21 protein-coding genes and 2 tRNA genes are annotated in these 23,747 nt (G+C 55.4%); 11 read left to right on the top strand and 12 right to left on the bottom strand.

The window, feature by feature from the left end; translation table 11 throughout:
- Positions 1 to 51: 51 nt before the first annotated feature.
- On the bottom strand, positions 52 to 1,350 hold the full coding sequence (rlmD, locus tag AFK62_RS15745) for a 23S rRNA (uracil(1939)-C(5))-methyltransferase RlmD (RefSeq protein WP_053532023.1): 1,299 nt from the start codon (positions 1,348 to 1,350) through the stop codon (positions 52 to 54).
- A 57-nt stretch (positions 1,351 to 1,407) separates the two neighbouring features.
- Here rlmD and barA point away from each other — a divergent pair, with 57 nt between their 5' ends.
- Positions 1,408 to 4,170, top strand: a complete 2,763-nt coding sequence (barA, locus tag AFK62_RS15750) for a two-component sensor histidine kinase BarA (RefSeq protein ID WP_007663627.1) — start codon at positions 1,408 to 1,410, stop codon at positions 4,168 to 4,170.
- Between the two features lie 33 nt (positions 4,171 to 4,203).
- Here barA and AFK62_RS15755 read toward each other — a convergent pair whose 3' ends face one another.
- The 4 genes from AFK62_RS15755 to syd form a co-directional block, all read right to left on the bottom strand.
- Positions 4,204 to 4,653 (bottom strand): flavodoxin, encoded by a 450-nt coding sequence (locus tag AFK62_RS15755; protein ID WP_007663636.1) that lies wholly within the window; start codon positions 4,651 to 4,653, stop codon positions 4,204 to 4,206.
- Positions 4,654 to 4,656: 3 nt separating this feature from the next.
- Complete coding sequence (gene truC, locus AFK62_RS15760) at positions 4,657 to 5,454, bottom strand: tRNA pseudouridine(65) synthase TruC (protein WP_007663639.1); 798 nt, start codon at positions 5,452 to 5,454, stop codon at positions 4,657 to 4,659.
- Positions 5,451 to 5,780, bottom strand: a complete 330-nt coding sequence (locus tag AFK62_RS15765) for a YqcC family protein (protein WP_032983880.1) — start codon at positions 5,778 to 5,780, stop codon at positions 5,451 to 5,453. The genes truC and AFK62_RS15765 overlap by 4 nt, the downstream gene beginning before the upstream one ends.
- A 636-nt stretch (positions 5,781 to 6,416) precedes the next feature.
- Positions 6,417 to 6,962 (bottom strand): SecY-interacting protein, encoded by a 546-nt coding sequence (gene syd / locus AFK62_RS15770; RefSeq protein WP_007663643.1) that lies wholly within the window; start codon positions 6,960 to 6,962, stop codon positions 6,417 to 6,419.
- 67 nt (positions 6,963 to 7,029) lie between these two features.
- Here syd and queF point away from each other — a divergent pair, with 67 nt between their 5' ends.
- The 5 genes from queF to xni all read left to right on the top strand — a co-directional run bounded on the left by queF (position 7,030) and on the right by xni (position 13,416).
- Positions 7,030 to 7,875 carry an NADPH-dependent 7-cyano-7-deazaguanine reductase QueF gene (queF, locus tag AFK62_RS15775; protein WP_007663644.1) on the top strand — a complete coding sequence of 282 codons (846 nt, stop codon included), beginning with the start codon at positions 7,030 to 7,032 and terminating at the stop codon, positions 7,873 to 7,875.
- A 117-nt stretch (positions 7,876 to 7,992) separates the two neighbouring features.
- Positions 7,993 to 9,357 carry a nucleotide 5'-monophosphate nucleosidase PpnN gene (gene ppnN, locus AFK62_RS15780; RefSeq protein WP_007663645.1) on the top strand — a complete coding sequence of 455 codons (1,365 nt, stop codon included), beginning with the start codon at positions 7,993 to 7,995 and terminating at the stop codon, positions 9,355 to 9,357.
- A gap of 452 nt (positions 9,358 to 9,809) precedes the next feature.
- Positions 9,810 to 11,096, top strand: a complete 1,287-nt coding sequence (locus AFK62_RS15785) for an HAAAP family serine/threonine permease (RefSeq protein WP_007663646.1) — start codon at positions 9,810 to 9,812, stop codon at positions 11,094 to 11,096.
- 66 nt (positions 11,097 to 11,162) lie between these two features.
- Positions 11,163 to 12,530 carry an L-serine ammonia-lyase gene (locus tag AFK62_RS15790; RefSeq protein WP_007663648.1) on the top strand — a complete coding sequence of 456 codons (1,368 nt, stop codon included), beginning with the start codon at positions 11,163 to 11,165 and terminating at the stop codon, positions 12,528 to 12,530.
- Between the two features lie 130 nt (positions 12,531 to 12,660).
- Entirely contained in the window at positions 12,661 to 13,416 is a 756-nt protein-coding gene (gene xni, locus AFK62_RS15795; RefSeq protein ID WP_007663649.1) for a flap endonuclease Xni, read from the top strand.
- Between the two features lie 114 nt (positions 13,417 to 13,530).
- Here xni and rlmM read toward each other — a convergent pair whose 3' ends face one another.
- The 4 genes from rlmM to AFK62_RS15815 form a co-directional block, all read right to left on the bottom strand.
- Positions 13,531 to 14,631: a 23S rRNA (cytidine(2498)-2'-O)-methyltransferase RlmM gene (rlmM, locus tag AFK62_RS15800; protein WP_007663650.1), complete on the bottom strand. Its 1,101-nt coding sequence runs from the start codon at positions 14,629 to 14,631 to the stop codon at positions 13,531 to 13,533.
- Positions 14,624 to 15,019 (bottom strand): DUF423 domain-containing protein, encoded by a 396-nt coding sequence (locus AFK62_RS15805; protein ID WP_007663651.1) that lies wholly within the window; start codon positions 15,017 to 15,019, stop codon positions 14,624 to 14,626. Before AFK62_RS15805 ends, rlmM begins: the two co-directional genes overlap by 8 nt.
- A gap of 45 nt (positions 15,020 to 15,064) precedes the next feature.
- Entirely contained in the window at positions 15,065 to 15,982 is a 918-nt protein-coding gene (gene gcvA / locus AFK62_RS15810; RefSeq protein WP_007663661.1) for a glycine cleavage system transcriptional regulator GcvA, read from the bottom strand.
- A 340-nt stretch (positions 15,983 to 16,322) separates the two neighbouring features.
- Complete coding sequence (locus AFK62_RS15815; RefSeq protein ID WP_004385389.1) at positions 16,323 to 16,550, bottom strand: YgdI/YgdR family lipoprotein; 228 nt, start codon at positions 16,548 to 16,550, stop codon at positions 16,323 to 16,325.
- Positions 16,551 to 16,742: 192 nt separating this feature from the next.
- On the opposite strand from AFK62_RS15815, the gene csdA reads away from it, so the two are divergent.
- Both csdA and csdE read left to right on the top strand, forming a co-directional pair.
- On the top strand, positions 16,743 to 17,948 hold the full coding sequence (csdA, locus tag AFK62_RS15820) for a cysteine desulfurase CsdA (RefSeq protein WP_007663668.1): 1,206 nt from the start codon (positions 16,743 to 16,745) through the stop codon (positions 17,946 to 17,948).
- On the top strand, positions 17,949 to 18,392 hold the full coding sequence (gene csdE / locus AFK62_RS15825; protein WP_007663670.1) for a cysteine desulfurase sulfur acceptor subunit CsdE: 444 nt from the start codon (positions 17,949 to 17,951) through the stop codon (positions 18,390 to 18,392).
- Here the strand turns inward: csdE and tcdA are convergent, their stop codons facing one another.
- Entirely contained in the window at positions 18,393 to 19,202 is an 810-nt protein-coding gene (gene tcdA / locus AFK62_RS15830; RefSeq protein ID WP_007663672.1) for a tRNA cyclic N6-threonylcarbamoyladenosine(37) synthase TcdA, read from the bottom strand.
- Positions 19,203 to 19,311: 109 nt separating this feature from the next.
- Positions 19,312 to 20,409, bottom strand: a complete 1,098-nt coding sequence (mltA, locus tag AFK62_RS15835; RefSeq protein ID WP_032983871.1) for a murein transglycosylase A — start codon at positions 20,407 to 20,409, stop codon at positions 19,312 to 19,314.
- Between the two features lie 203 nt (positions 20,410 to 20,612).
- Here mltA and AFK62_RS15840 point away from each other — a divergent pair.
- Both AFK62_RS15840 and AFK62_RS15845 read left to right on the top strand, forming a co-directional pair.
- A tRNA-Met gene (locus AFK62_RS15840) sits at positions 20,613 to 20,689 on the top strand.
- Positions 20,690 to 20,730: 41 nt separating this feature from the next.
- Positions 20,731 to 20,807: transfer RNA gene (locus AFK62_RS15845), tRNA-Met, on the top strand.
- Positions 20,808 to 20,895: 88 nt separating this feature from the next.
- Here the strand turns inward: AFK62_RS15845 and amiC are convergent.
- Positions 20,896 to 22,149, bottom strand: coding sequence for an N-acetylmuramoyl-L-alanine amidase AmiC (gene amiC, locus AFK62_RS15850; RefSeq protein ID WP_053532024.1), 1,254 nt, complete (start codon positions 22,147 to 22,149; stop codon positions 20,896 to 20,898).
- Between the two features lie 228 nt (positions 22,150 to 22,377).
- Here amiC and argA point away from each other — a divergent pair, with 228 nt between their 5' ends.
- The gene (argA, locus tag AFK62_RS15855; protein WP_007663678.1) at positions 22,378 to 23,709 is read left to right on the top strand and encodes an amino-acid N-acetyltransferase; all 1,332 of its coding nucleotides are present in this window, start codon (positions 22,378 to 22,380) and stop codon (positions 23,707 to 23,709) included.
- Positions 23,710 to 23,747 lie beyond the last annotated feature (38 nt).

A 23,747-nucleotide genomic window follows, 5' to 3' on the forward strand; every position in this document is an offset into this window, starting at 1 on the left:
CGTCCTCTCCTTTCGGGACCAGCCTGCCCGCACCGTGCGGCGGCCTCACTACTAATCTCTTACAAACAGCGCCATCGACTCGAGATGACTGGTGTGCGGGAACATATCCAGCATCGCCAGCCGTTCGGTGCGATAGCCCGCCGCGAGCAGCGCCTCACTGTCACGCGCAAGCGTGGAAGGGTTACAGGAGACATAGACCACCCGACGCGGTTTTAATTTCACAATGTGCCGCATTACGCCCGCCGCCCCTGCGCGCGCCGGGTCGAGCAGCACTTTATCGAACCCCTGTTGCGCCCAGGGCTGCCGCGTAACATCTTCTTCCAGGTTATGCTGGAAGAATGTGACATTTTTCAAAGCGTTAAGCTCGGCATTATAGTCGCCTTTCGCCACCAGCGCCGCAACCCCCTCCACACCCACGACGCTTTCGGCGTACCGTGCCATCGGCAGCGTGAAGTTGCCCATACCGCAGAATAAATCGAGTACACGCTCGCCTGGCTGGATATCGAGCCACGCCAGCGCGCGCGCAACCATCTGCTGATTTACGGCGTCGTTGACCTGAATAAAATCACGCGGGCTGAAGCTCAGGCGCAGGCCATCGGACTCATACCAGGGCATGTCCCCGTGGAGCTGTTCAAGGGTATCGCTCTCAGGCGCAAGGTACAGTGCCACGCCTTCGGAATGCGAAAAGCATTCCAGTTTTTCGCGATCGGCTGCGCTGAGCGGTTTTAGATGACGCAACACCATTAGCGGACCGCCTGTAGCCTCGACCAGTTCCACATGACCGAGATGACGTACGCCCTCAAGCCCGCTCAGACACGCACGCAGTCCCGGCAGCAACGCTTCGAGACGGGGCACAAGTATAGGGCAGCGATGCACATCGACCAGGTCGTTTGAACTCGCTTTGCGAAAACCCATCTGTAAGCCTGGTTTGCGTGGCGGGAAATTCAAGCTCAGGCGCGCCCGACGACGATAACCCCACGCCGGCCCGCTTATCACCTCGTCGACCTCGCGCTTCATCATGCGCGCCAGCGCGTCGGCTTTGCTGCGCTGCTGCAGTTCGATACTGACATGCTGTTGCTGGCAACCACCACATACGCCAAAATGCGGGCACAGCGGCGTTACTCGCTCCGGGCTTTGCGACAGCCGCTTTTTCACTTCGCCGCGCGCGAACTGTTTTTTCTCTTCGCAAAGGGCAATTTCCGCTTGTTCGCCCGGCAATAAACCGGGGATAAAAAGCGCTTTGCCGTGGTGGCGCGCCACCCCCTGGCCGAAGGCATCAAGGCCATCAGCCGTGACGGTTATGATTTCACGCGTCGTCACGCGTCGCTTTGCAGAGTAGAATTGCGCCATTGCCAGGAAATTTCTCACGTAAACTGAATGTCGCTGATTGTCCCATAACGGAACCCCATGACCAACTACAGCCTGCGGGCGCGGATGATGATTCTTATCCTGGCGCCTACTTTTATCATCGGCCTGCTGCTCAGCGTTTTCTTCGTTGTGCACCGCTATCATGATTTGCAGCGTCAGCTGGAAGACGCCGGCGCCAGCATTATCGAACCGCTGGCGGTGGCCAGCGAATATGGCATGAGCCTGCAAAATAAGGAGTCGGTGCGCCAGTTGGTCAGCGTACTGCATCGTCGGCATTCGGAAATTGTACGCGCCATTTCAGTTTACGATCGCCACAATAAGCTGTTTGTCACCTCTAATTATCAGCTTAAGCCTTCTGAGCTTCAGCTCGCCAACGGCGCGGCCATGCCGACCGGGCTTAGCGTAACCCGCCGCGACGATATGTTGATTTTGCGCATGCCCGTGGTCTCCGAGCGCTATTCACCTGATGAATCTGCGGTGTCTGAGGCGAAGCTCAACACGAATACACTGGGCTATGTGGCGCTGGAACTCGATTTGAGATCGGTGCGGCTCCAGCAATATCAGGAAATTGCTATCTCGCTACTGATGATGCTGATCTGCATGGCCTGTGCGGTACTGTTCGCCTGGCGACTGATGCGTGATGTCACCGCGCCTATTCGTAACATGGTCAATACGGTGGATCGCATCCGCCGCGGCCAGCTCGACAGCCGTGTGGAAGGCTTTATGCTGGGCGAGCTGGATATGCTGAAAAACGGCATCAACTCGATGGCGATGTCGCTTGCTGCCTACCATGAAGAGATGCAGCACAATATCGACCAGGCGACCTCTGATTTACGCGAAACACTGGAACAGATGGAGATTCAGAACGTCGAGCTGGATCTGGCGAAAAAACGCGCGCAGGAAGCGGCACGCATTAAGTCTGAGTTTCTTGCCAATATGTCTCATGAGCTGCGCACGCCGTTGAATGGCGTAATAGGCTTTACGCGCCTTACGCTCAAAACCGACCTGACGCCAACCCAGCGTGATCACCTCAACACCATTGAGCGCTCGGCAAATAATCTGCTGAGTATTATTAACGATGTACTGGACTTCTCGAAGCTGGAAGCCGGGAAGCTGCTGCTGGAAAGCATCCCATTCCCGCTGCGTAACACGCTGGATGAAGTGGTGACATTACTTGCGCATTCCGCTCACGACAAAGGGCTGGAACTGACTATCAGCGTGCGGCACGATGTCCCGGATAATGTGATTGGCGATCCGCTGCGCCTTCAACAGGTTATTACTAATCTGGTGGGCAACGCTATCAAGTTTACCGATCATGGCAATATCGACATCGTGGTGGAAAAACGCGCCATCAGTAACAATAAAGTGCAGATTGAAGTACAAATCCGCGATACCGGCATCGGGATACCTGAGCGCGATCAGTCGCGGCTATTCCAGGCGTTTCGCCAGGCCGACGCCAGCATTTCACGCCGCCACGGCGGCACCGGGCTGGGGCTTGTTATTACCCAGAAACTGGTGAATGAAATGGGCGGTGATATTTCATTCCACAGCCAGCCGCATCGCGGTTCTACCTTCTGGTTCCATATCAGCCTCGATCTCAACCCCAATGCGCTGGCCGATCGCCATGCCACCGACATGCTGGCGGGCATGCGCCTGGCCTATGTTGAGAAGAACGAAGCGGCGGCGAAAAGCACGCGGGATCTGCTCGCTCATACCCCGCTGACAGTGGAGTACAGCCCGGAACTGGCAACGCTTCCCGAGGCGCATTACGACATCCTGCTCTACGCAGCCCCTGTCACCGACCGCGAACCGCTGACGATGCGTCACGATCAGTTGGCCCGCGCCGCCACACTGGCGGACTGTCTGATCCTCGCGCTGCCGTGCCACGCGCAGATTAACGCCGAAATGCTAAAAAAAGAGGGAGCCAGCGCCTGCCTGCTTAAACCGGTTACAGCGACACGTCTGTTGCCGCTGTTACTGGAACAGTGCCGGAAGAAAAACGCTCGCGAGCTGCCCGGCAATGGCCAGGGCAAACTGGAGATGACGGTAATGGCCGTGGATGACAATCCGGCTAACCTGAAGCTTATCGGCGCGCTGCTGGAAGATTTAGTTCAGCGCGTCGTACTTTGCGACAGCGGGCACCAGGCGGTTGAGCGTGCCACACTGCAGCCGTTCGATATCATTCTGATGGATATTCAAATGCCGGATATGGACGGTATCCATGCGTGTGAGCTTATTCGTAAGCTGCCGCAACAGCAGCACACGCCGATTATCGCCGTGACGGCGCATGCGATGTCCGGACAGAAAGAGAAGCTGCTGAGTGCCGGGATGAACGACTATCTGGCCAAACCGATTGAAGAAGAGAAGCTGCGTGCGCTGTTGCTGCGCTACCAGCCAGGTTATGCCCTGCCGGTAAATACGCCGGTGACGCCTGCGATCGTGCCGCCTGCCATCAACCTGAACACTACGCTTGACTGGAGCCTCGCGCTGCGCCAGGCCGCGAATAAGCCCGATCTCGCACGCGACATGCTGCAAATGCTGCTGGTCTTTTTGCCGGAAGTACGCAACCGCGTGGAAGAACAGTTAGTGGGTGAAAATCCGGAAGGATTAACAGAAATCATTCACAAGCTACATGGCAGTTGTGGCTACAGCGGCGTGCCTCGCCTGAAAAACCTCTGCCAGCTGATTGAACATCAGTTACGCAGCGGCGTCGATCCGGGCGAACTGGAGCCGGAGCTGCTGGAACTGTTAGATGAGATGGATAACGTAGCGCGCGAAGCGTACCGCATCACAGGGAAATAGGGTGCGCCGGCGTCAACACGCCGGCGGCGCGGTTTATTTCAGCAGCGCGCTCCACTGCTCGACCCAGGGGCTGGAGAGCGTTTCCGGCTCAGGGTAGTCTGCGGCGTCGATGTATAACACCTCGCCGACACGCTGCGCCGCATGTTCCTGCAATAGCGCATCGAACTTTTTCCCGCCGCCGCAAAAATGGCTGTAGCTGCTATCGCCAAGCGCAATCAGGCCGTAACGCCGCGTGGGCTGATGACCATGCTGGTCTTTAATTGCCTGGTAGAGCGGAATAATGCTGTCCGGCAGATCACCCTGACCCGTGGTGGACGTGACGATAAGCGCGTACCCGTCCTGATAACGCTCCCAGTCGGCCAGTTCCGGATCCTCATAGACAGTCGCCTCATGCCCCTGTTTTTTCAGGATTGTTTGCGCTTCTTCTGCAACAAGCAGTGAGTTGCCATACATGGTGCCGACAAAAATCCCTACGCTCGCCATCGCTTAATCTCCTTGTGGATTCAGACGCTGTTCATCCTGAGGGTTCGCTGCAGGAAACTCAACCCCATCGGGATCGGGGAGATGCGCCTGCCAGCCAAAATGCGCCAGCGCCTGGCGCCAGACATCATCCAGGCTTGCGCGAATAGACAGCGGCTCGCCGGTAACAGGGTGAGTCAGCGCAAGCTCGCTTGCATGCAACATTAACCGGTTGCAGCCGAAATGCTCCGCCGCTGCACGGTTCTGGCGCAGATCGCCATGTTTCGAGTCACCAATAATAGGGTGACGCAGATGCGCCATATGGCGGCGCAACTGATGTTTGCGGCCGGTTTGCGGCAACATCTCCACCAGGCTGTAGCGCACAGAATCATAACGTCCGACCGCCACCGGCTGGGTAGTGGTCGCAAGCCCCTGATAGTGTGTTACCGCAGGCTGGGCCTCTTTATCCTGGCGTGAGAATTTATCGGCGATTTTATCGAGCTCTTCTACGAGCGGATAATCCAGTACCGCGCTGTCCGTAAGCCAGCCTCGCACAATAGCATGGTAACGTTTTTGGATCTGATGATGCTCAAACTGCTGAGATAAAAGCCGTCCGACCTCACCTGAAAGTCCCATCAGCAATACGCCGGAAGTGGGACGGTCAAGACGGTGCGCGGTAAAAACGTGCTGGCCTATCTGGTCGCGGACGGTCTGCATCACCACGACTTTTTCGTCGCGATCGAGCCAGCTGCGATGCACCAGCCAGCCAGACGGTTTATTAACCGCCACCAGCCATTCATCCTGATAGAGGATCTCAAGGCTCACTGAGCGTCCCCTGTAAAGAGCGCATCCAGCTCAAAAAGCGTCACCAGCACTGCGTCACGGCCGGCGTGGCCTGCCTCAAGCGCCATTTCATAATAGGGCGCGACGGCGAAAGCCTGAGGAAGCGGCGCGCCCGCATCCAGCAGCGCGTGCAAACGCGGGATCAGCACCCACTGAAGCCATTCATAAGGCGCAAGCGTATCCATACAAAAAGGCTGCGTGCTTTCAAATGCGGAAGAAGGAGGCGCGGCGTTTTGCCACTGCTCATGTTGACGTAACACTTGCTCGACGCGCTGCAGCTGCTGGCGAACCCGTTGATGGCGTTCCATAACAACCTCTGAGATAAAAAACCGGGCGCGCAGCATAGCATTTCCCGGCAGCAGAAAAAAAAGCATAAAAAAAGGAGCACTGTGATAACACAGTGCTCCCGGTTCGTTTCGCAGCAGTCCGGCTACTTTTCGGTGCTCCCTGCTCGTCCGTGACAACTTTTCCTGTGGCCTTTCGGCCTTACATCCTTATACGCATCCTGCTCACATCATCCTGATGTTACTGGTGCAACGTCCCGATGCATGTCCCTGATCGTCCTGATCCACCGGTAATCCTGACCGGCTCACGTTCTCCTTCCTGGAGGTGTCCCTTAGCGCTCCTGCGCCATCCATTCGCTTCGTCCTGAAGCCTTCCTTGAATCGCCCTCCGGCGTGTCCTGTTGAAGTGCCATCATCCTGATGTTCACTTCGGTGCCACTCCGTGTCGGCAGAGATAGAATCTCGCATTACGCCGGCGCTTACAAGACGGCTTACAGGTTCAATTTAAGATAAGTTTAATCCGCAGGCACCAAAAAATAGTCTAACCATTTGATCTTACTATTTTTTAATTTTCAGGCGCCGTAAGGAAACCCTTACTTTGACGGCGATCTCTCACAGGGTTTGTGAGAGATCTCTTACACGGGGACAAGTGAAAAAGGATTACACAAGCGGATCGAGCTGTTCGAGGAACGTACTGAGCGTCGGGGCCAGCACGCGACGTTCGCGCGTACCGAGGGTTTCGCGCAGCACTTCGCCGGTCAGGTTACACAGCGAAATAACGTCCAGTTCACTATCAAGCGTAGCAATAAAAATCGTAGGCGACAGCTTCAGACGCTTTTGCGTGACCAGATGGCCAATCAGGTTTTCCTGTACACGACGGAAATCGTCCTGGCTCCAGGCCTGCAACAGCATTAACGGCAATTCAGCATGCTTCGCCTGCATGTCGCCCGCGTATTGGCTGGCGTAAAACGCATGTGCGTCTGGCTGAATCACAATATCCAGCGCCTTCTCAACCGCGCTCAGAGAATCTTCAGGCGTAAACGGCTGAGGTTGCCACTCTACCGCGTCAGGGTGGGTGGTGACAATGCACGGAGATGAAATACCGATATATTCTTCACTCACGGGCAGACAGCCACGCTGTTGCCGCCACGCTTCGCAATAACGCGCACTGAATGTCGCCAGCGCTTGTTGGACTTCGTTTTGCACCAGATTCTCTCTTCATCAGGTAAGATACACTGAACCCTGTATTGTACCTGTATTATCACGGTGACACATGACTTCTTATGAAAATCACCAGGCGCTCCACGGCCTGACGCTCGGCAAAACGACTGATTATCGCGATATCTACGACGCCTCGCTGCTCCAGCCGGTACCGCGCAGTTTAAACCGCGATCCGCTGGGCCTTCGTGCCGACGCGCTGCCCTTTCACGGCGCGGATATCTGGACGATGTATGAACTCTCCTGGCTTAACCAGAACGGCCTGCCGCAGGTGGCGATAGGGCAAGTCGACATCAACGCTACCAGCGTCAACCTGGTGGAATCGAAAAGCTTCAAGCTTTATCTCAACAGCTTTAACCAGACCCGCTTCGCCACGCTGGAAGACGTGCGCGAGACGCTTGAGCGCGACTTAAGCGTGTGCGCGCAAGGCGAGGTTTCCGTCACTCTGCGTCGCTTAAGCGATGTGGAAGGCGAGCCAATTGCGCGCCTGGACGGCGATTGCATCGACCATCAGGATATTGTTATTACCGATTATGACTTCGATGCCAACCTGCTGTCGGGGGCTACGGGCAATGAGCAGGTCGAAGAGACGCTGGTCAGTCACCTGTTGAAATCTAACTGCCTTATCACCCACCAGCCAGACTGGGGCTCAGTGCAGATACGCTATCGCGGACCGCAAATCAATCGCGAAAATCTGCTGCGCTACCTGGTCTCCTTCCGCCATCACAATGAATTCCATGAGCAGTGCGTTGAGCGCATTTTTAATGATATCCAGTGTTTTTGTCAGCCAGAATCCCTGAGCGTCTATGCGCGTTATACCCGACGCGGCGGGCTGGATATTAACCCGTGGCGCAGCAGTACCGACTTCCAGCCTGCTAACGGGCGTCTTGCGCGTCAGTAATTGCTAAACATCCCGCAAATCCGTCATGAAGGCGGTGCGGGGTGGGTTGTTAAATGTCACATGGCGGGGCTATTGTAATCAGAGGGAGCGGCGTTTATCGCCCCGTAAGGAGCTTACTTGATTACACATATTAGCCCGCTGGGCTCGATGGATCTGCTGTCGCAGCTGGAAGTGGATATGCTCAAACGCACCGCCAGCAGCGACCTGTACCAACTGTTTCGCAACTGTTCGCTGGCGGTACTCAATTCCGGCAGTCAGACTGACAACAGCAAAACGCTGCTGTCACGCTTTGAAAATTTTGATATCAACGTGCTGCGCCGCGAGCGCGGCGTCAAGCTCGAACTCATCAACCCACCAGAAGACGCGTTTGTTGACGGGCAGATTATTCGCTCGCTGCAGGCGAACCTGTTCGCGGTACTGCGCGATATCCTGTTCGTGAACGGGCAAATCGATAACGCCGGGCGTTTTCAGCACCTCAATCTGACTGACTCCATTCATATCACCAACCTGGTGTTTTCTATCCTGCGTAACGCGAAAGCGCTGCACGTGGGCGAAGCGCCGAATATGGTGGTCTGCTGGGGTGGTCACTCCATCAACGAAACCGAATATCTCTACGCCAGACGCGTCGGTAACCAGCTAGGGTTACGTGAACTCAACATCTGTACCGGCTGTGGGCCAGGCGCAATGGAAGCGCCAATGAAAGGCGCGGCGGTCGGTCACGCGCAGCAGCGTTATAAAGAAGGGCGTTTTATCGGCATGACGGAGCCGTCTATTATTGCGGCCGAGCCACCTAACCCGCTGGTCAATGAACTCATCATCATGCCGGATATCGAAAAACGTCTTGAAGCGTTTGTTCGCATCGCCCACGGCATCATTATCTTCCCGGGCGGTGTCGGTACAGCGGAAGAGTTGCTTTATTTGCTCGGTATTCTCATGAACCCGCACAATACGGAACAGGTACTGCCGCTTATCCTGACGGGGCCGAAAGAGAGCGCCGATTACTTCCGGGTGCTCGATGATTTTATTGTCAACACGCTCGGCGAGAAGGCCCGCCGCCACTACCGCGTCATCATTGACGACCCGGCAGAAGTTGCGCGCGAAATGAAAAAAGCGATGCCGCAAGTGAAAGAGTGCCGTCGGGAAACCGGCGATGCCTACAGCTTTAACTGGTCAATCCGTATTTCGCCGGATCTTCAGGTGCCGTTTGAACCGACCCATGAAAACATGGCTAATCTGAAACTTTACCCCGATCAACCGACGGAAATTCTGGCCGCCGATCTGCGCCGCGCCTTCTCCGGCATCGTGGCGGGTAATGTGAAAGAAGTCGGCATTCGGGCGATTGAACAGTACGGACGCTATAAAATTCATGGTGATACGCAAATCATGAAGCGCATGGATGATCTGCTACAAGGCTTTGTCGCTCAGCACCGCATGAAATTGCCCGGCTCCGCCTATATCCCCTGCTACGAAATCTGCACCTGACATCAGGCGGCCTGCGGGCCGCCTTTTTTATATTCTGCTGCCCCCGCAAAACGTTTGCGCTCTAAAATTCACCGCGCATAATCCCGGAAATTTCTGCAAAAGTATTCCAGCGTGCTGTTTTCCTCTGTTTTTCTAGCCAATTATTAATAATTTTATTTGGCTCTATTTACCTCATCTGCCGTCAGTGGCAGGCTCTGCGCGCATTAATGCCGACGGCAGCCCAAAAGCCAGTGTTATGATCTAAAAACAACCTAATAAAAAAGTGGATTATTGCATTTGGGATCGAGATCACTGAAGGATTCAGTGCATGAATGTATCTTTCGCCCCGCCAAAGTTTTGGGGAAAAATTATAAAAAAAGCGCCCTAAACAGAATTTCGTTTTACAGTTCGTCGATATTTTATCGAATGTGACTATTAAGTTCGATTTTTTGCTTCCTCCAGGAGATACACAGATGGAAACGACTCAGACCGGCAATATTGCTACCGCAGCGAAAAGCGGCGCGTGGCGCAAAACCGATACGATGTGGATGCTTGGCCTGTACGGCACCGCGATTGGCGCAGGGGTGCTGTTCCTGCCGATCAACGCCGGCGTTGGCGGCCTAATCCCGCTTATCATCATGGCAATTCTTGCCTTCCCCATGACCTTTTTTGCGCACCGCGCACTGACCCGTTTCGTGCTGTCCGGTAAAAATCCGGGCGAAGACATCACCGAAGTCGTAGAAGAACATTTCGGTGTCGGCGCAGGCAAAGTCATTACCCTGCTCTACTTCTTCGCGATTTACCCCATTCTGTTGATGTATAGCGTCGCAATCACTAACACCGTCGACAGCTTCATTACGCACCAGCTTGGGCTGGCCTCACCGCCGCGCGCCATCCTCTCGCTGATTCTGATTATCGGCATGATGACTATTGTGCGTTTCGGTGAGCATATGATCGTGAAAGCGATGAGCGTACTGGTCTTCCCGTTCGTGGCCGTGCTGATGCTGATGGCCTGCTTCCTGATCCCGAACTGGAGTGGCGCTGCGCTGGAAACCCTGTCCTTCAGCCATGCGTCTACCGGTAACGGTCTGCTGATGACCTTGTGGCTGGCTATTCCCGTGATGGTATTCTCCTTCAACCACTCGCCTATCATCTCTGCATTCGCTGTGGCGAAGCGTGAAGAATACGGCGCAGAAGCTGAGAAAAAATGCTCCCGTATCCTGGCGTACGCACACATCATGATGGTAGTGACGGTGATGTTCTTCGTGTTCAGCTGCGTACTGAGCCTGAGCCCGGAAAACCTGGCAGAAGCGAAAGCGCAAAACATTACTATCCTGTCTTACCTGGCTAACCACTTCAACGTGCCGGTTATCGCCTGGGTAGGCCCGGTTATCGCGATTATCGCTATCACCAAATCCTTCCTCGGTCACTACCTGGGCGCGCGTGAAGGCTTTAACGGTATGGTTATCAAATCCCTGCGCGGCCGCGGCAAAACTATCGAACTGAGCAAACTGAACCGCATCACTGCGCTGTTCATGCTGATCACCACCTGGATTGTTGCGACGCTCAACCCGAGCATTCTCGGGATGATCGAAACGCTGGGCGGCCCGATTATCGCGATGATTTTGTTCCTGATGCCGATGTACGCGATTGCGAAAGTCCCGGCTATGCGTAAATACAGCGGCCATGTCAGCAACGTTTTCGTTACGCTGATGGGTCTTATCGCTATCTCCGCTATTTTCTACTCCCTGTTCAGCTAATCCTCTGTCCGCGCCGCCGCCCGGCGGCGCGAGCCCTTCCCAGTTATTTATTCAACGGAATGCATCATGATCAGCGTTTTTGATATTTTCAAAATCGGTATTGGTCCTTCCAGCTCCCATACCGTAGGGCCGATGAAAGCGGGCAAGCAATTTACTGATGACCTTATCGCGCAGGATCTGCTGGAGAAGGTCACTAAAGTTGTGGTGGACGTCTACGGCTCCCTGTCTATGACCGGTAAAGGCCACCACACCGATATCGCCATTATTATGGGGCTCGCCGGCAATTTGCCGGATACAGTAGACATCGACGCTATCCCTGGTTTTATTCAGGACGTAAATACCCATAGCCGCCTGCTGCTCGCCAATGGCGCGCACGAAGTGGCGTTCCCGGTAGATCAGTGCATGAATTTTCATGCCGATAACCTGGCGCTACACGAAAATGGCATGCGCATTACCGCGCTTGCGAATGACACGGTTCTCTACAGCCAGACGTATTACTCCATCGGCGGCGGGTTTATTGTCGACGAAGCGCACTTTGGTCAGACCCAGACCTCCGCGACCGAAGTGCCATACCCGTATAAAACGGCGGCCGATCTTCAGCGTCACTGCCGGGAAACCGGGTTATCGCTCTCTGGCCTGATGATGAAAAACGAACTGGCGCTACACAGCAAAGAAGCGCTGGAAGCGCATTTCTCACAGGTATGGGACGTCATGCGCGCCGGTATTGAACGCGGTACCACCACCGAAGGCGTCCTGCCGGGTAAGCTTCGCGTACCGCGTCGCGCTGCCGCGCTGCGCCGTATGCTGGTGAGCCACGATAAAACCGATGCAGACCCGATGAACGTGGTCGACTGGATCAATATGTTCGCGCTGGCGGTGAACGAAGAAAACGCCGCAGGCGGGCGTGTTGTGACCGCACCAACCAACGGCGCGTGCGGTATCGTTCCGGCTGTACTGGCTTATTACGACAAGTTTATCCGCGAAGTAAACGCTAACTCACTGGCACGCTACCTGCTGGTGGCAAGCGCGATAGGCTCGCTGTATAAAATGAACGCGTCTATCTCTGGCGCGGAAGTCGGCTGTCAGGGTGAAGTCGGCGTCGCCTGTTCAATGGCGGCGGCTGGGCTTGCCGAACTGCTTGGCGGCAGCCCGGCGCAGGTCTGTATCGCGGCGGAAATCGGCATGGAGCACAATCTTGGGCTAACTTGCGACCCGGTTGCGGGCCAGGTTCAGGTGCCGTGCATCGAGCGCAACGCGATTGCCTCTGTCAAAGCGGTCAACGCCGCGCGGATGGCGCTGCGACGCACCAGCGAACCTCGCGTCTGCCTCGATAAGGTTATTGAAACCATGTTCGAAACGGGCAAAGACATGAACGCCCGTTACCGTGAAACCTCACGTGGCGGGCTGGCGGTAAAAGTCGTCGCCTGCGATTAATCCCTCCTCTCACCGCCCTGTCCGCAGGGCGGTTTTTTGCGCGTTATCTTCCTGAATCTCCGCCGCTTTCTGGTGAGCGCTTGCCGAAAATGTTACGGTAGCGGCCTCTTATGTCGCCAGGAGAGCCGCCATGCCCGTTCATTTACTGATTGTCGATGCGCTCAATCTGATCCGCCGGATACACGCGGTTCAGGGCACGCCATGCGTGGATACCTGCCTGCACGCCCTTGAACAACTGCTGGGAAACAGTCAGCCGACGCATGTCGTCGCGGTGTTTGACGATGACGCGCGCGCACATGGCTGGCGCCATCAGCTTCTGCCTGATTACAAAGCGGGCCGCCCGCCGATGCCCGACGATCTCCATCAGGAAATGCCCGCGCTGCGCGAGGCGTTTACCCGCCGTGGCGTACCCTGCTGGCACGTGGAAGGCAACGAAGCTGATGACCTCGCCGCCACCCTCGCAGTAAAAGTCGCGGCGGCCGGGCATGAGGCGACCATTGTTTCGACCGACAAAGGCTACTGTCAGCTTTTGCGCCCGGAAATCCGTATTCGTGACTATTTCCAGAAACGCTGGCTGGATGCGCCGTTCATCGCCGCCGAGTTTGGCGTAGCGCCGGGGCAGCTGGCCGACTTCTGGGGGCTTGCCGGGATCAGCAGTTCAAAAATACCCGGTGTTGCAGGGATCGGTCCTAAAAGCGCCACGCAATTAATTAATGATTTCGGCACGCTGGAGGCGCTTTACGCGCGGCTTGATGAAGTGCCGGAAAAATGGCGTAAAAAGCTTGAGACGCACCGTGAGAGCGCTTTTATCTGCCGCCAGGTGGCAACGTTAAAAACGGATTTACAGCTCGACGGGAATTTACAGCAGTTGCGGCTTGGGAAATAACGTCAGCGGGTTCGCTATAAAAAAGGCGGGTGCGCATCCGCTTACCCGCCCTACAAACCATTCACGTTGTATATGCACGGCAGGTCAGCGCAGCGCTCCCTGCCACTGTCCGATTTATCGCTCGTCGCGGCGTCCACCGACCGCTGCCCACCAACGGCGCACGTGAACCGTCACTTCTTCGCGATCATGATAAAGCTGTCGCGCCTGAATCTGCGCATTGATACCGTGCGCGTCTAACTGCTCCTGAATCGATGCGATATTCTGAGACACCTCTTCATAGCGTTTTTTCATTGGCAGCTTGAGGTTGAAAATGGTTTCACGACACCAGCCGTTCACCAGCCACTGCGCCATTAGCGCCGCTACTTTCGCCGGCTTTTCTACCATGTCGCACACCATCCAGGTGATGTTGCTGCGGGTCGGGCGGTATTTAAAACCATCTTCGCGCAGCCAGCTGACTTGCCCGGTGTCCATCAAACTCTGGGCCATCGGGCCGTTATCAACGGACGACACCCACATATTGCGTTTCACCAGCTGATACGTCCAGCCGCCCGGGCAGGCACCCAAATCGACAGCGTACATGCCATTCGCAAGACGCTCATCCCACTCGTCTGCCGGGATAAACACGTGAAACGCCTCTTCAAGCTTCAGCGTTGAGCGGCTTGGCGCATCTGCCGGAAATTTCAGGCGTGGAATTCCCATGTAAAACGGCGAATTGTTGTTGGTATAGGAATACCCCGTGTAACAACAGCCCGGCGCGATGAAAAACACATGCACTACCGGGCGTTTGGGCGTTTCAAAATTCGCCAGCACTTTTGCCTCGCGCAGCGCAGTACGCAGTGGCACGGTGAATTTGCGGCAAAACTTCATCAACTCTTTGCTTTCGTTCGTGTCCGCCACTTCTACACGCAGCTCACCGCCCTTTTCCACCACCCCCTGCAACATGCCGACAATCGGCGTGACGCGATCTTCCGGCGGCAGATTCTGCAACAGTTCGCCTGCCACAAACATCTGGCGGGCAAAGATCAGCGAACTGAACGGCAGCTCGCGGGCGAGCTTCTCGGCCTCTTCCGGCTGATAACATTCGAAAATGACATATCCACTGTTTTCTTTAACGCGGGCGAAACCAAAAACGCCTTGCTGCGCTGCTTTGTCGGTTATCTCTGCCGCACACTCTTTCTCAAAACCCTGTCGACAGTACAAAATGACCTTATTCATGAACCGAACCTTTACGCTTCAGACGCACCGCGCCAATTAACATTAATACCCAACCTGCCAGAAAACTTACACCGCCAACCGGCGTAACGAAGGCCCACAACGGCAGATGTGACAACGCCAGGCAATACAGACTGCCGCTAAAGAGCACCGTACCCAGTGCCAGAAAAACGCTACTCCAGTAAAACCAGATGCTAATGCGACGCTGCATCGCAACCGCCAGCCCAAAGATCGCCAGCGTATGGAATGCCTGATAATTAAGGCCCGTCTGGATCCAGCCCATCTCAGCAGCGCCGAGGGTTTTATGTAATACGTGCGCGCCGAAAGCGCCCAACGCCACAAAAACAAAGCCACTGATTGAGGCGAAAATCAGCATAAAACGGCTGGTCATGATGTAACCCTACAGTAAGGCGCGAGAAACTCGCGCGAATCATCGTTATTGTTCATAGCGAAAACGGAATTTTTCTTGCTCGCTCGCCGCTTTCGCCAGTATCCATTGCCGAAAGGCCGCTATTTTACCCAGTTCTGCCTGGCTGTCATGACAAACCAGATAAAAGGCATTTTTACTCACCAGCACGTCGTTGAACGGGCATACGAGACGCCCTGCTTCGATTTCCGACTGGGCCATCACGTTGTTAGCAAGCGCCACGCCCTGGCCGTGAATAGCTGCCTGCAGCACCATCGCGCTGTGACTGAAAATCGGCCCCTGCTGGACATTAATATGATTAAGACCAAGCTGGCGCGTATAAGTTTGCCAGTCGCGGCGCGAGGCGTCATGCAGAAGCGTATGGCGAGCGAGATCTTCCGGCGTCTTTAAAGGCTTTTCCCCGGTGAGCAGGAGCGGCGAACAGACCGGCAAAAGATACTCCGCATAGAGCTTTTCCACACGCAGACCCGGCCAGTTGCCGCGGCCGTAAAAAATCGCCACGTCCACATCGTCGGCAAGCTTATCTTCCTGCCGGTCTACGGCCTGAATACGCACATCAATGCCAGGCCAGCTGCTATTAAAGCTTGAGAGTCTCGGCACCAGCCAGTGGATGGCGAAACTCGGCAGCAGACTTACGGTTAATGCGCCTTTTGCGCTACGCGCCTGGAGTTTGCGTGTTGCTTCCGTCAACTGTGAGAAAATTTCTTTTATGTCCTGGAAATAGCTCTGCCCCTCTTCGGTTAAAAGAAGAGAACGGTTGCGTCGACGGAATAATTTCAGCCCCAGAAAATCTTCTAACGATTTTATCTGATGGCTGACGGCAGCCTGGGTGACAAAGAGCTCTTCGGCGGCTTTTGTGAAGCTTAAATGGCGCGCGGCGGCATCAAAAACACGTAATGCGTTTAACGGCGGTAATCGCTTGGACATGATGTTTGGCTTATGTGTAAATGCGTATTAACAAACGAGAAACAAGTCGTCACCCATTAGTTTTTTTTATCTGAGCCATTATAATTTGTCCGTTGAGGTTACACCAGCAAATACCTATAGTGGCGGCACTTCCTGAGCCGGAACGAAAAGTCTTTAGGAATGAGAGTTCTGGAGGGCTTTTGGCTTACGGTTGTGATGTTGTGTTGTTGTGTTTGCATTTGGTCTGCGATTCAGACCATCGTAGCTAAGCTACTCTTTTCACTTCCTGTACATTTACCCTGTCTGTCCATAGTGATTAATGTAGCACCGCACTTTGCGGTGCTTTTTTTTGCCTGCGCTATTATTTTTCCAGCGCAACCATCTCTTTCACGTCAGTACGGTTGATCTGCTGCTGATTACCGTTGGCATCCTTATATTTAATCATGCCAGTATCATCATCCGTTTTCGGTTTCCCGTCGGTAACAATCGAACGGCCATCATTGGTGTGCATTACATAGTTAGGCCCGGAACAGGCGCTCAGAGCAAAAGTCATCATGCATGCTGATACTACAGCGGCAAGTTTATTCATGGTTCTTCTCCTTTAGAGTTTAATGCTATGTAAACTTCGTCTGCTAACAGGCTGAAATATTCACCTAACACTATTCAGCATAACCTGCTTTCCTCCGTTTGCCAGAATAAACAGACTTATCCGATGGTTATCAATGACCTTGTTTAACCGCGTCAAATGCGCCACGATCGAAAGCCTGGAAAGAGGAGTCTCATGAAAGCATTCAATCCCGCCGATTTTCGCGCGCAGTTTCCCTCGCTCACCGACGCGGGCGTATACCTCGACAGCGCTGCGACGGCATTAAAACCGTTGCCCGTCATTGAAGCTACGCGGCAGTTCTATTCGTTAAGCGCGGGCAACGTTCACCGTAGCCAGTTCGCGCAAGCGCAGCAGCTCACAGAGCGTTACGAAGCCGCGCGCGAAAGCGTCGCGCGCTGGATTAACGCCCCTGACAGCCGCGATATCGTCTGGACGCGCGGCACCACTGAATCCATTAATATCATCGCCCAGTGCTATGCCCGGCCGCGCCTGCAACCTGGCGATGAGATTATCGTGAGCGAAGCTGAACATCACGCCAACCTGGTGCCGTGGCTGATGGTCGCCGAACAGACCGGCGCGAAGGTGATTAAGCTTCCGATAGGCGTCGATTACCTGCCTAATCTCGCCGCGCTGCCTGCATTACTTAATGCACACACGCGCGTGCTGGCACTGGGCCAGATGTCCAACGTGACCGGCGGTTGCCCGGACCTTGCGACGGCCATTACGCAAGCGCATGCCGCCGGTGCGGTGGTTGTCGTCGACGGCGCGCAGGGCGTGGTTCACTGCCCGCCAGACGTGCAGCGGCTCGATATCGATTTCTACGCTTTCTCCGGCCATAAACTCTATGGTCCCACCGGTATTGGCGTCCTGTACGGGAAAACGCCGCTACTGGCGCAAATGTCGCCGTGGCTCGGCGGCGGGAAAATGGTGACAGAAGTCTCCTTCGAGGGCTTTAAAACCCAGCCAGTGCCGCACTGCTTTGAGGCGGGGACGCCGAATATCGCAGGCGTCATCGGGCTTAGCGCCTCGCTCGCCTGGCTTGATGAGATCGATCTGGTTAAAGCGGAAAGTTACAGCCGCGGGCTTGCGACCCTTGCCGAAGCGGAGCTTGCGAAACGGCCTGGCTTTCGTACCTTCCGCTGTCAGGATTCCAGCCTGCTGGCATTTGATTTCGCTGGCGTGCACCATAGCGATCTGGTGACGCTGCTTGCAGGATCCGGCATTGCGCTGCGTGCCGGTCAGCACTGTGCCCAGCCGCTACTGGCGGCGCTTGGCGTGAGCGGTACGCTGCGCGCTTCTTTTGCGCCTTACAATACTCAACACGATGTCGATGCGCTGGTCGACGCTCTCGATCGCGCGCTTGATATACTGGTGGATTAAATGACGACGGCTAATCTTGCCGGGCATCCGTTCGGCGTCTCTGTTACCCCTGACACGTTGCGTCAGACGTTTGGCCCGTTAACGCAGTGGGAAGACAAATACCGACAACTGATCCTGCTTGGCAAACAGCTACCGGCGCTGCCGGAAGCCCTGAAATCGCAGGCAAAAGAGATCCCCGGCTGTGAAAACCGGGTCTGGCTCGGGTATGACCTTCAGCCAGACGGCAGAGTGCATTTCTATGGCGACAGCGAAGGGCGTATCGTGCGGGGAATGTTGGCGGTGTTGCTCACCGCCGTAGAAGGCAAAACGCCGCAGCAGCTTAAGGAAAGCGATCCGCTGGCGTTATTTGAAGAACTGGGCCTGCGCGGCCAGCTCAGCGCCTCGCGCAGCCAGGGGTTGGCCGCGCTGGCGCAGGCCGTTTCAGAGATTGCCCGCAGCGTCTGATTACCCGACGCTGCGCGCTGCTTTCGCCATCATTTTTTTCAGCGCATGAGACACCGCCACAAACCCAAAGGTGGCGGTCACCATGGTCGCCGCGCCAAAGCCTGAGGCGCAGTCCATGCGTTTCGGCCCTTCCGCCGTGCTTTTCATCGCGCAGACCGAGCCGTCAGCCTGCGGGTATACCAGCGCCTCAGTCGAGAACACACAGTCCACGCCGAGTTTCCCTTTGCTGTTTTTGACTACGCCGAAATCACTTTTCAGCCGTTCGCGTAATTTGGCCGCCAGCGGATCCTGAATCGTTTTAGCAAGATCGGCAACCTGGATCTGCGTCGGGTCAATCTGCCCGCCCGCGCCGCCAGTGGTCACCAGCGGAATTTTATTGCGACGGCAATAAGCAATCAGCGCCGCTTTTGGGCGCACGCTGTCGATGGCGTCGATGACATAGCTAAACCCGGCATTCATATACTGCGCCACGTTATCCACGGTCACGAAATCGTCCACCACGTTAACGCGGCACTCCGGGTTTATCTGGCGGATGCGCTCGGCCATAACTTCCGATTTCGCCAGCCCAACGGTATCACGCAGCGCGTGGATCTGCCTGTTAGTATTGGTGACGCAGACATCATCCATATCAATCAGCGTGATCGCGCCAATTCCGGTGCGCGCCAGCGCTTCCGCGGCCCATGATCCGACGCCGCCAATGCCGACCACGCACACGTGCGCATCGGCAAAAAGCTGCAACGCCGTTTCGCCATATAAACGGGCCGTGCCGCCAAAGCGGCTGCGCCAGGCGTCTGTGATAACTACAGCCATAAAACCTCAGATGTAAAAAGGGTGAGAGTTCTCCCTCACCCTTGTTCAGTAATCCGCAGGCCCGGCAGACGCAACGCCACCGGGCGACAAGACGGTCAGAATATCATATTCAGCCGCTGAACACGTTACCGGCGCCCGGCGCGGTTTTCAGCACCCAGACGCGGCCATAGTGATTATACCAGCCTGCGCGATGACCTGCGTCCGGCCCAATGCCCTGATAAATATCGAAGTGCTGACCTTTGATAGCCCCGCCCACATCCAGCGCGACCATAAGCCGCAACTCATACTGCCCGTTGAACTTGCCGTTATTATCAAGTAGCGGCACTTCCGCAAGCAGCGTGGTTCCGGCCGGAATAATCGAACGGTCCGACGCCACCGACGCACGACCAATCAGCGGCACGCCGCTTGCGCCTTTCACCGGTGCATAGTTTTGTGGTTTAAAGAAGACGAAGGAGGGGTTCTCTTCAAGCAACGCACGCACCTCTTGCTCGCTATGAGTTTCACCCCAGTGGCGGATCGCCTGCATCGACATGTCTTCACGCTTCACCTCGCCACGATCGATAAGCACTTTACCGATGCTGCGATAGGGATGACCGTTTTTCCCGGCGTAAGCAAAGAAATTCAGCGGGCGGCCATCGCCGAAATCGATATAACCGCTGCCCTGCACGTCCATGATGAAGTTATCCATCAACGAGTTGCTGTAAGCCAGCACATAGCTGTCGCTAAGGCCGCCTGCGTAAATCTGCGCGCGTGAAGGGAGACGACCGCGTTTGGGCGGCATGCGGTAAATAGGGTACTGGAACTCGCCCTGACGGGTGTAGCGCGCCTGCACAACTGGCGTGTAGTAGCCGGTAAACTGGACGTTGCCGTAGTTATCTGCGCCTTCCATCTGCCAGGCGTCGATACCGAACTGGCGCAGCGAACGAGTATCGCCACCGGCGCGCAGCCACTCCTGCACCGCGTTGTAAACGCTACTCTGCGAGCCGAAAAGACGCGGCGAGGCGCTGCGGATAGCCGCTACTTGCTCGGAAAAGTCGCCCGCATTAATTGGCGCGCCAATGGCGTCTGGCTGGTTTACCAGGGAAAACGGCTGCGTAAATTTGCCATCTTTATATTGCTGACCGCGATCGGTCGGTTTGGAAGAACAGGCAGCCAGCAGCGTTACCATCGCCCCTGCCGCCAGATATTTTGCCCAACGTCCTTTCATGACTCTCTCCGCTATTGCGCTGTCCGCAGGCGAAGATAGCAAACCGACGGGCGCAAAGAAACGCATAAGCCCGGCCAGAGCATGGGCAGGATTAAATAATCATCAATCAGAGTGATATTCAATCAAGCTGACGCCGATTCAGCTTATTGTTTTAAAAAAAGGTTGCAACGAAAGCTCAGCGGAGTATAGTGCGCTTCCACGGACGCGGGGTGGAGCAGCCTGGTAGCTCGTCGGGCTCATAACCCGAAGGTCGTCGGTTCAAATCCGGCCCCCGCAACCAATTAACGCGCACGGCGCGACAATGTGAAGAAGTAAGACGGACGCGGGGTGGAGCAGCCTGGTAGCTCGTCGGGCTCATAACCCGAAGGTCGTCGGTTCAAATCCGGCCCCCGCAACCAATAAAATGAACACCCTGACGGGTGTTTTTTTATGCCCAAAATTCACCATCCCGGTTCTCTTTTCTCCCCGGTAAGGTAAAAAGGCGCGTTATCCGCGCCTTGCCAGTGTGCCGCCATCTGCAAAGTACGCTTTGATCCCTGACAGAATAGACTCTGCGACTTCCTGCTGGAACGCGGCGGTACGTAACTTGCGCTCTTCCTCAACGTTACTGATAAACGCGGTTTCCACCAGAATGGATGGAATATCCGGCGCTTTCAGCACCGCAAAGCCTGCCTGATCCACTTTATTTTTATGCAGCTTGTTTACCCGCCCGAGACGGCCAAGCACTTCTTTGCCGAATTTCAGGCTGTCGGAGATGGTCAGCGACTGCACCATATCGAACATCGTATGATCGAGATACACGTCGCCGCTTTTACTCACACCACCCACCAGGTCAGCGGCGTTCTGGGTTTGCGCCAGATATTTGGCCGCCGTACTGGTCGCGCCTTTGGTGGAGAGCGCAAACACTGAAGAACCGCGCGCTTCACGACTGGTAAACGCATCGGCATGAATAGACACAAATAAGTCAGCGCGCTGTTTCTGCGCTTTCGCCACACGCACTTTGAGCGGAATAAAAATATCTTCGTTGCGCGTCATGAACGCCTTCATATTGGCTTCTTTCTCAATCAGCGCACGCAGGCGGCGGGCGATTTGCAGCACCACGTCTTTTTCACGCGTTTTATATTTGCCAATCGCGCCCGGATCTTCTCCGCCGTGCCCTGGATCAATCATGATAACAATCGGGCGGTCACGCCCGGCTTTACCGGGTTGCGGGCCGCTGGTGGCGGGCGGCACCTGTTTATCCAGTTCGCCTTTGTTGTAATCCTCAAGTAGCGCCAGTAAAGGGTCTTGCTCGTTATCCCCGTTCGCGGGGTAGAGATCGATAACCAGGCGCTCGCGAAACTCCGCGACCGGGGCCAGCGCGAACAGATGCGGCGTCACGTTCTTCTTCAGCTCAAAAACCATGCGCACCGTTTTGGGGTCGAACTGACCGACACGTGCGGATTTAATAAAAGGATCGTCAACGCGGATCTGACTCCCCACGCCCTTCAGCACTGCGTTCAGGTTAACGCCTTCGAGATCGACCACAATGCGCTCCGGGTTGCTTAGCGCAAACTGGCGGTATTTCAGCACGCGGTTAGATTCCAGCGTCACACGGGTATAGGCGGAAGCAGGCCAGACGCGCACCGCAATAACCTGGCCTGACGCGGCCATGCCAGCCTGACTGACGCTTAACAACCACATCGCCCCCGCGCCCTGTAACAGCTGGCGACGACTAAAAAGATGACTGGAACCTGACATGCCACTCCCGAGCATTAATGCGAATAACTCAAATTACGACCAAAACGGCCAAAAACTTTAGCGAATGGTATCGGAACTGTCATCTATAAAAGGGTAAACAATTGCCTTTCGACGCTGGCTTTCGCGGCAATGACGCGACGCCGCCATAAAATTGCCACTTGCGCATGCGATAATAAAAGAATAAAAATACACAAATTGCGAATAAACATTCACTGAGAGGTTGTTGCCGTGGTGAAGGAACGTCGAACCGAACTGGTCCAGGGATTCCGCCATTCTGTTCCCTACATTAATGCCCATCGGGGTAAAACGTTTGTCATCATGCTGGGCGGCGAAGCCATTGAGCATGAAAACTTTTCCAGTATCGTCAACGACATCGGGCTACTTCACAGCCTCGGCATCCGTCTGGTGGTGGTCTATGGCGCACGTCCGCAGATCGATGCGAATCTTGCCGGGCATCATCATGAGCCGGTGTATCACAAACATACCCGCGTCACCGACGCTAAAACGCTGGAACTCGTAAAACAGGCGGCTGGCCTGCTGCAACTGGATATCACAGCGCGCCTGTCCATGAGCCTTGGCAACACCCCGCTTCAGGGCGCGCATATTAATGTGGTCAGCGGCAACTTTATTATTGCCCAGCCGCTTGGTGTGGACGATGGCGTTGACTACTGTCACAGCGGGCGCATCCGTCGTATTGATGAAGAGGCGATTCACCGCCAGCTCGACAGCGGCGCTATTGTACTGCTTGGCCCGGTTGCGGTGTCGGTGACTGGCGAGAGTTTCAACCTGACGTCAGAAGAAGTCGCCACCCAACTCGCGATTAAGCTCAAGGCTGAAAAAATGATCGGCTTTTGCTCTTCACAGGGCGTGATGAGCGATGACGGCGACATTATCTCCGAACTTTTTCCGAACGAAGCGCAGACGCGTCTTGATACGCTGGAGGCCGCTGGCGACTACCATTCCGGTACCGTGCGCTTCCTGCGTGGCGCAGTTAAAGCTTGCCGTAGCGGCGTGCGCCGCTGTCATTTGATCAGTTACCAGGAAGATGGCGCGCTGTTGCAGGAGCTATTCTCGCGCGACGGTATCGGCACGCAGATCGTGATGGAGAGCGCCGAGCAGATCCGTCGCGCCACGATTAACGATATCGGCGGCATTCTGGAGCTTATCCGTCCGCTGGAACAACAAGGCATCCTCGTACGCCGCTCACGTGAACAACTGGAAATGGAGATCGATAAGTTCACTATTATCCAGCGTGATAACCTGACGATTGCCTGCGCTGCGCTCTATCCCTTCCCGGAAGAGAAAATCGGCGAGATGGCCTGCGTCGCGGTACACCCGGACTATCGCAGTTCGGCGCGCGGCGAAGTGCTGTTGCAGCGCATCGCAAGTCAGGCGAAACAGATGGGCTTATCCAAACTGTTTGTCCTGACCACTCGTAGCATCCACTGGTTCCAGGAGCGCGGTTTCGCGCCGGTAGATATCGACCTGCTGCCCGAAAGCAAAAAGCAGATGTACAACTATCAGCGCCGTTCGAAGGTTCTCATGGCGGATTTAACATAGCCGTTTAAGAGACACACGGCCTGCGTCTGTCAGGCCGT

The sequence above is a fragment of the Cronobacter condimenti 1330 genome (assembly GCF_001277255.1).
GTDB lineage: Bacteria > Pseudomonadota > Gammaproteobacteria > Enterobacterales > Enterobacteriaceae > Cronobacter > Cronobacter condimenti.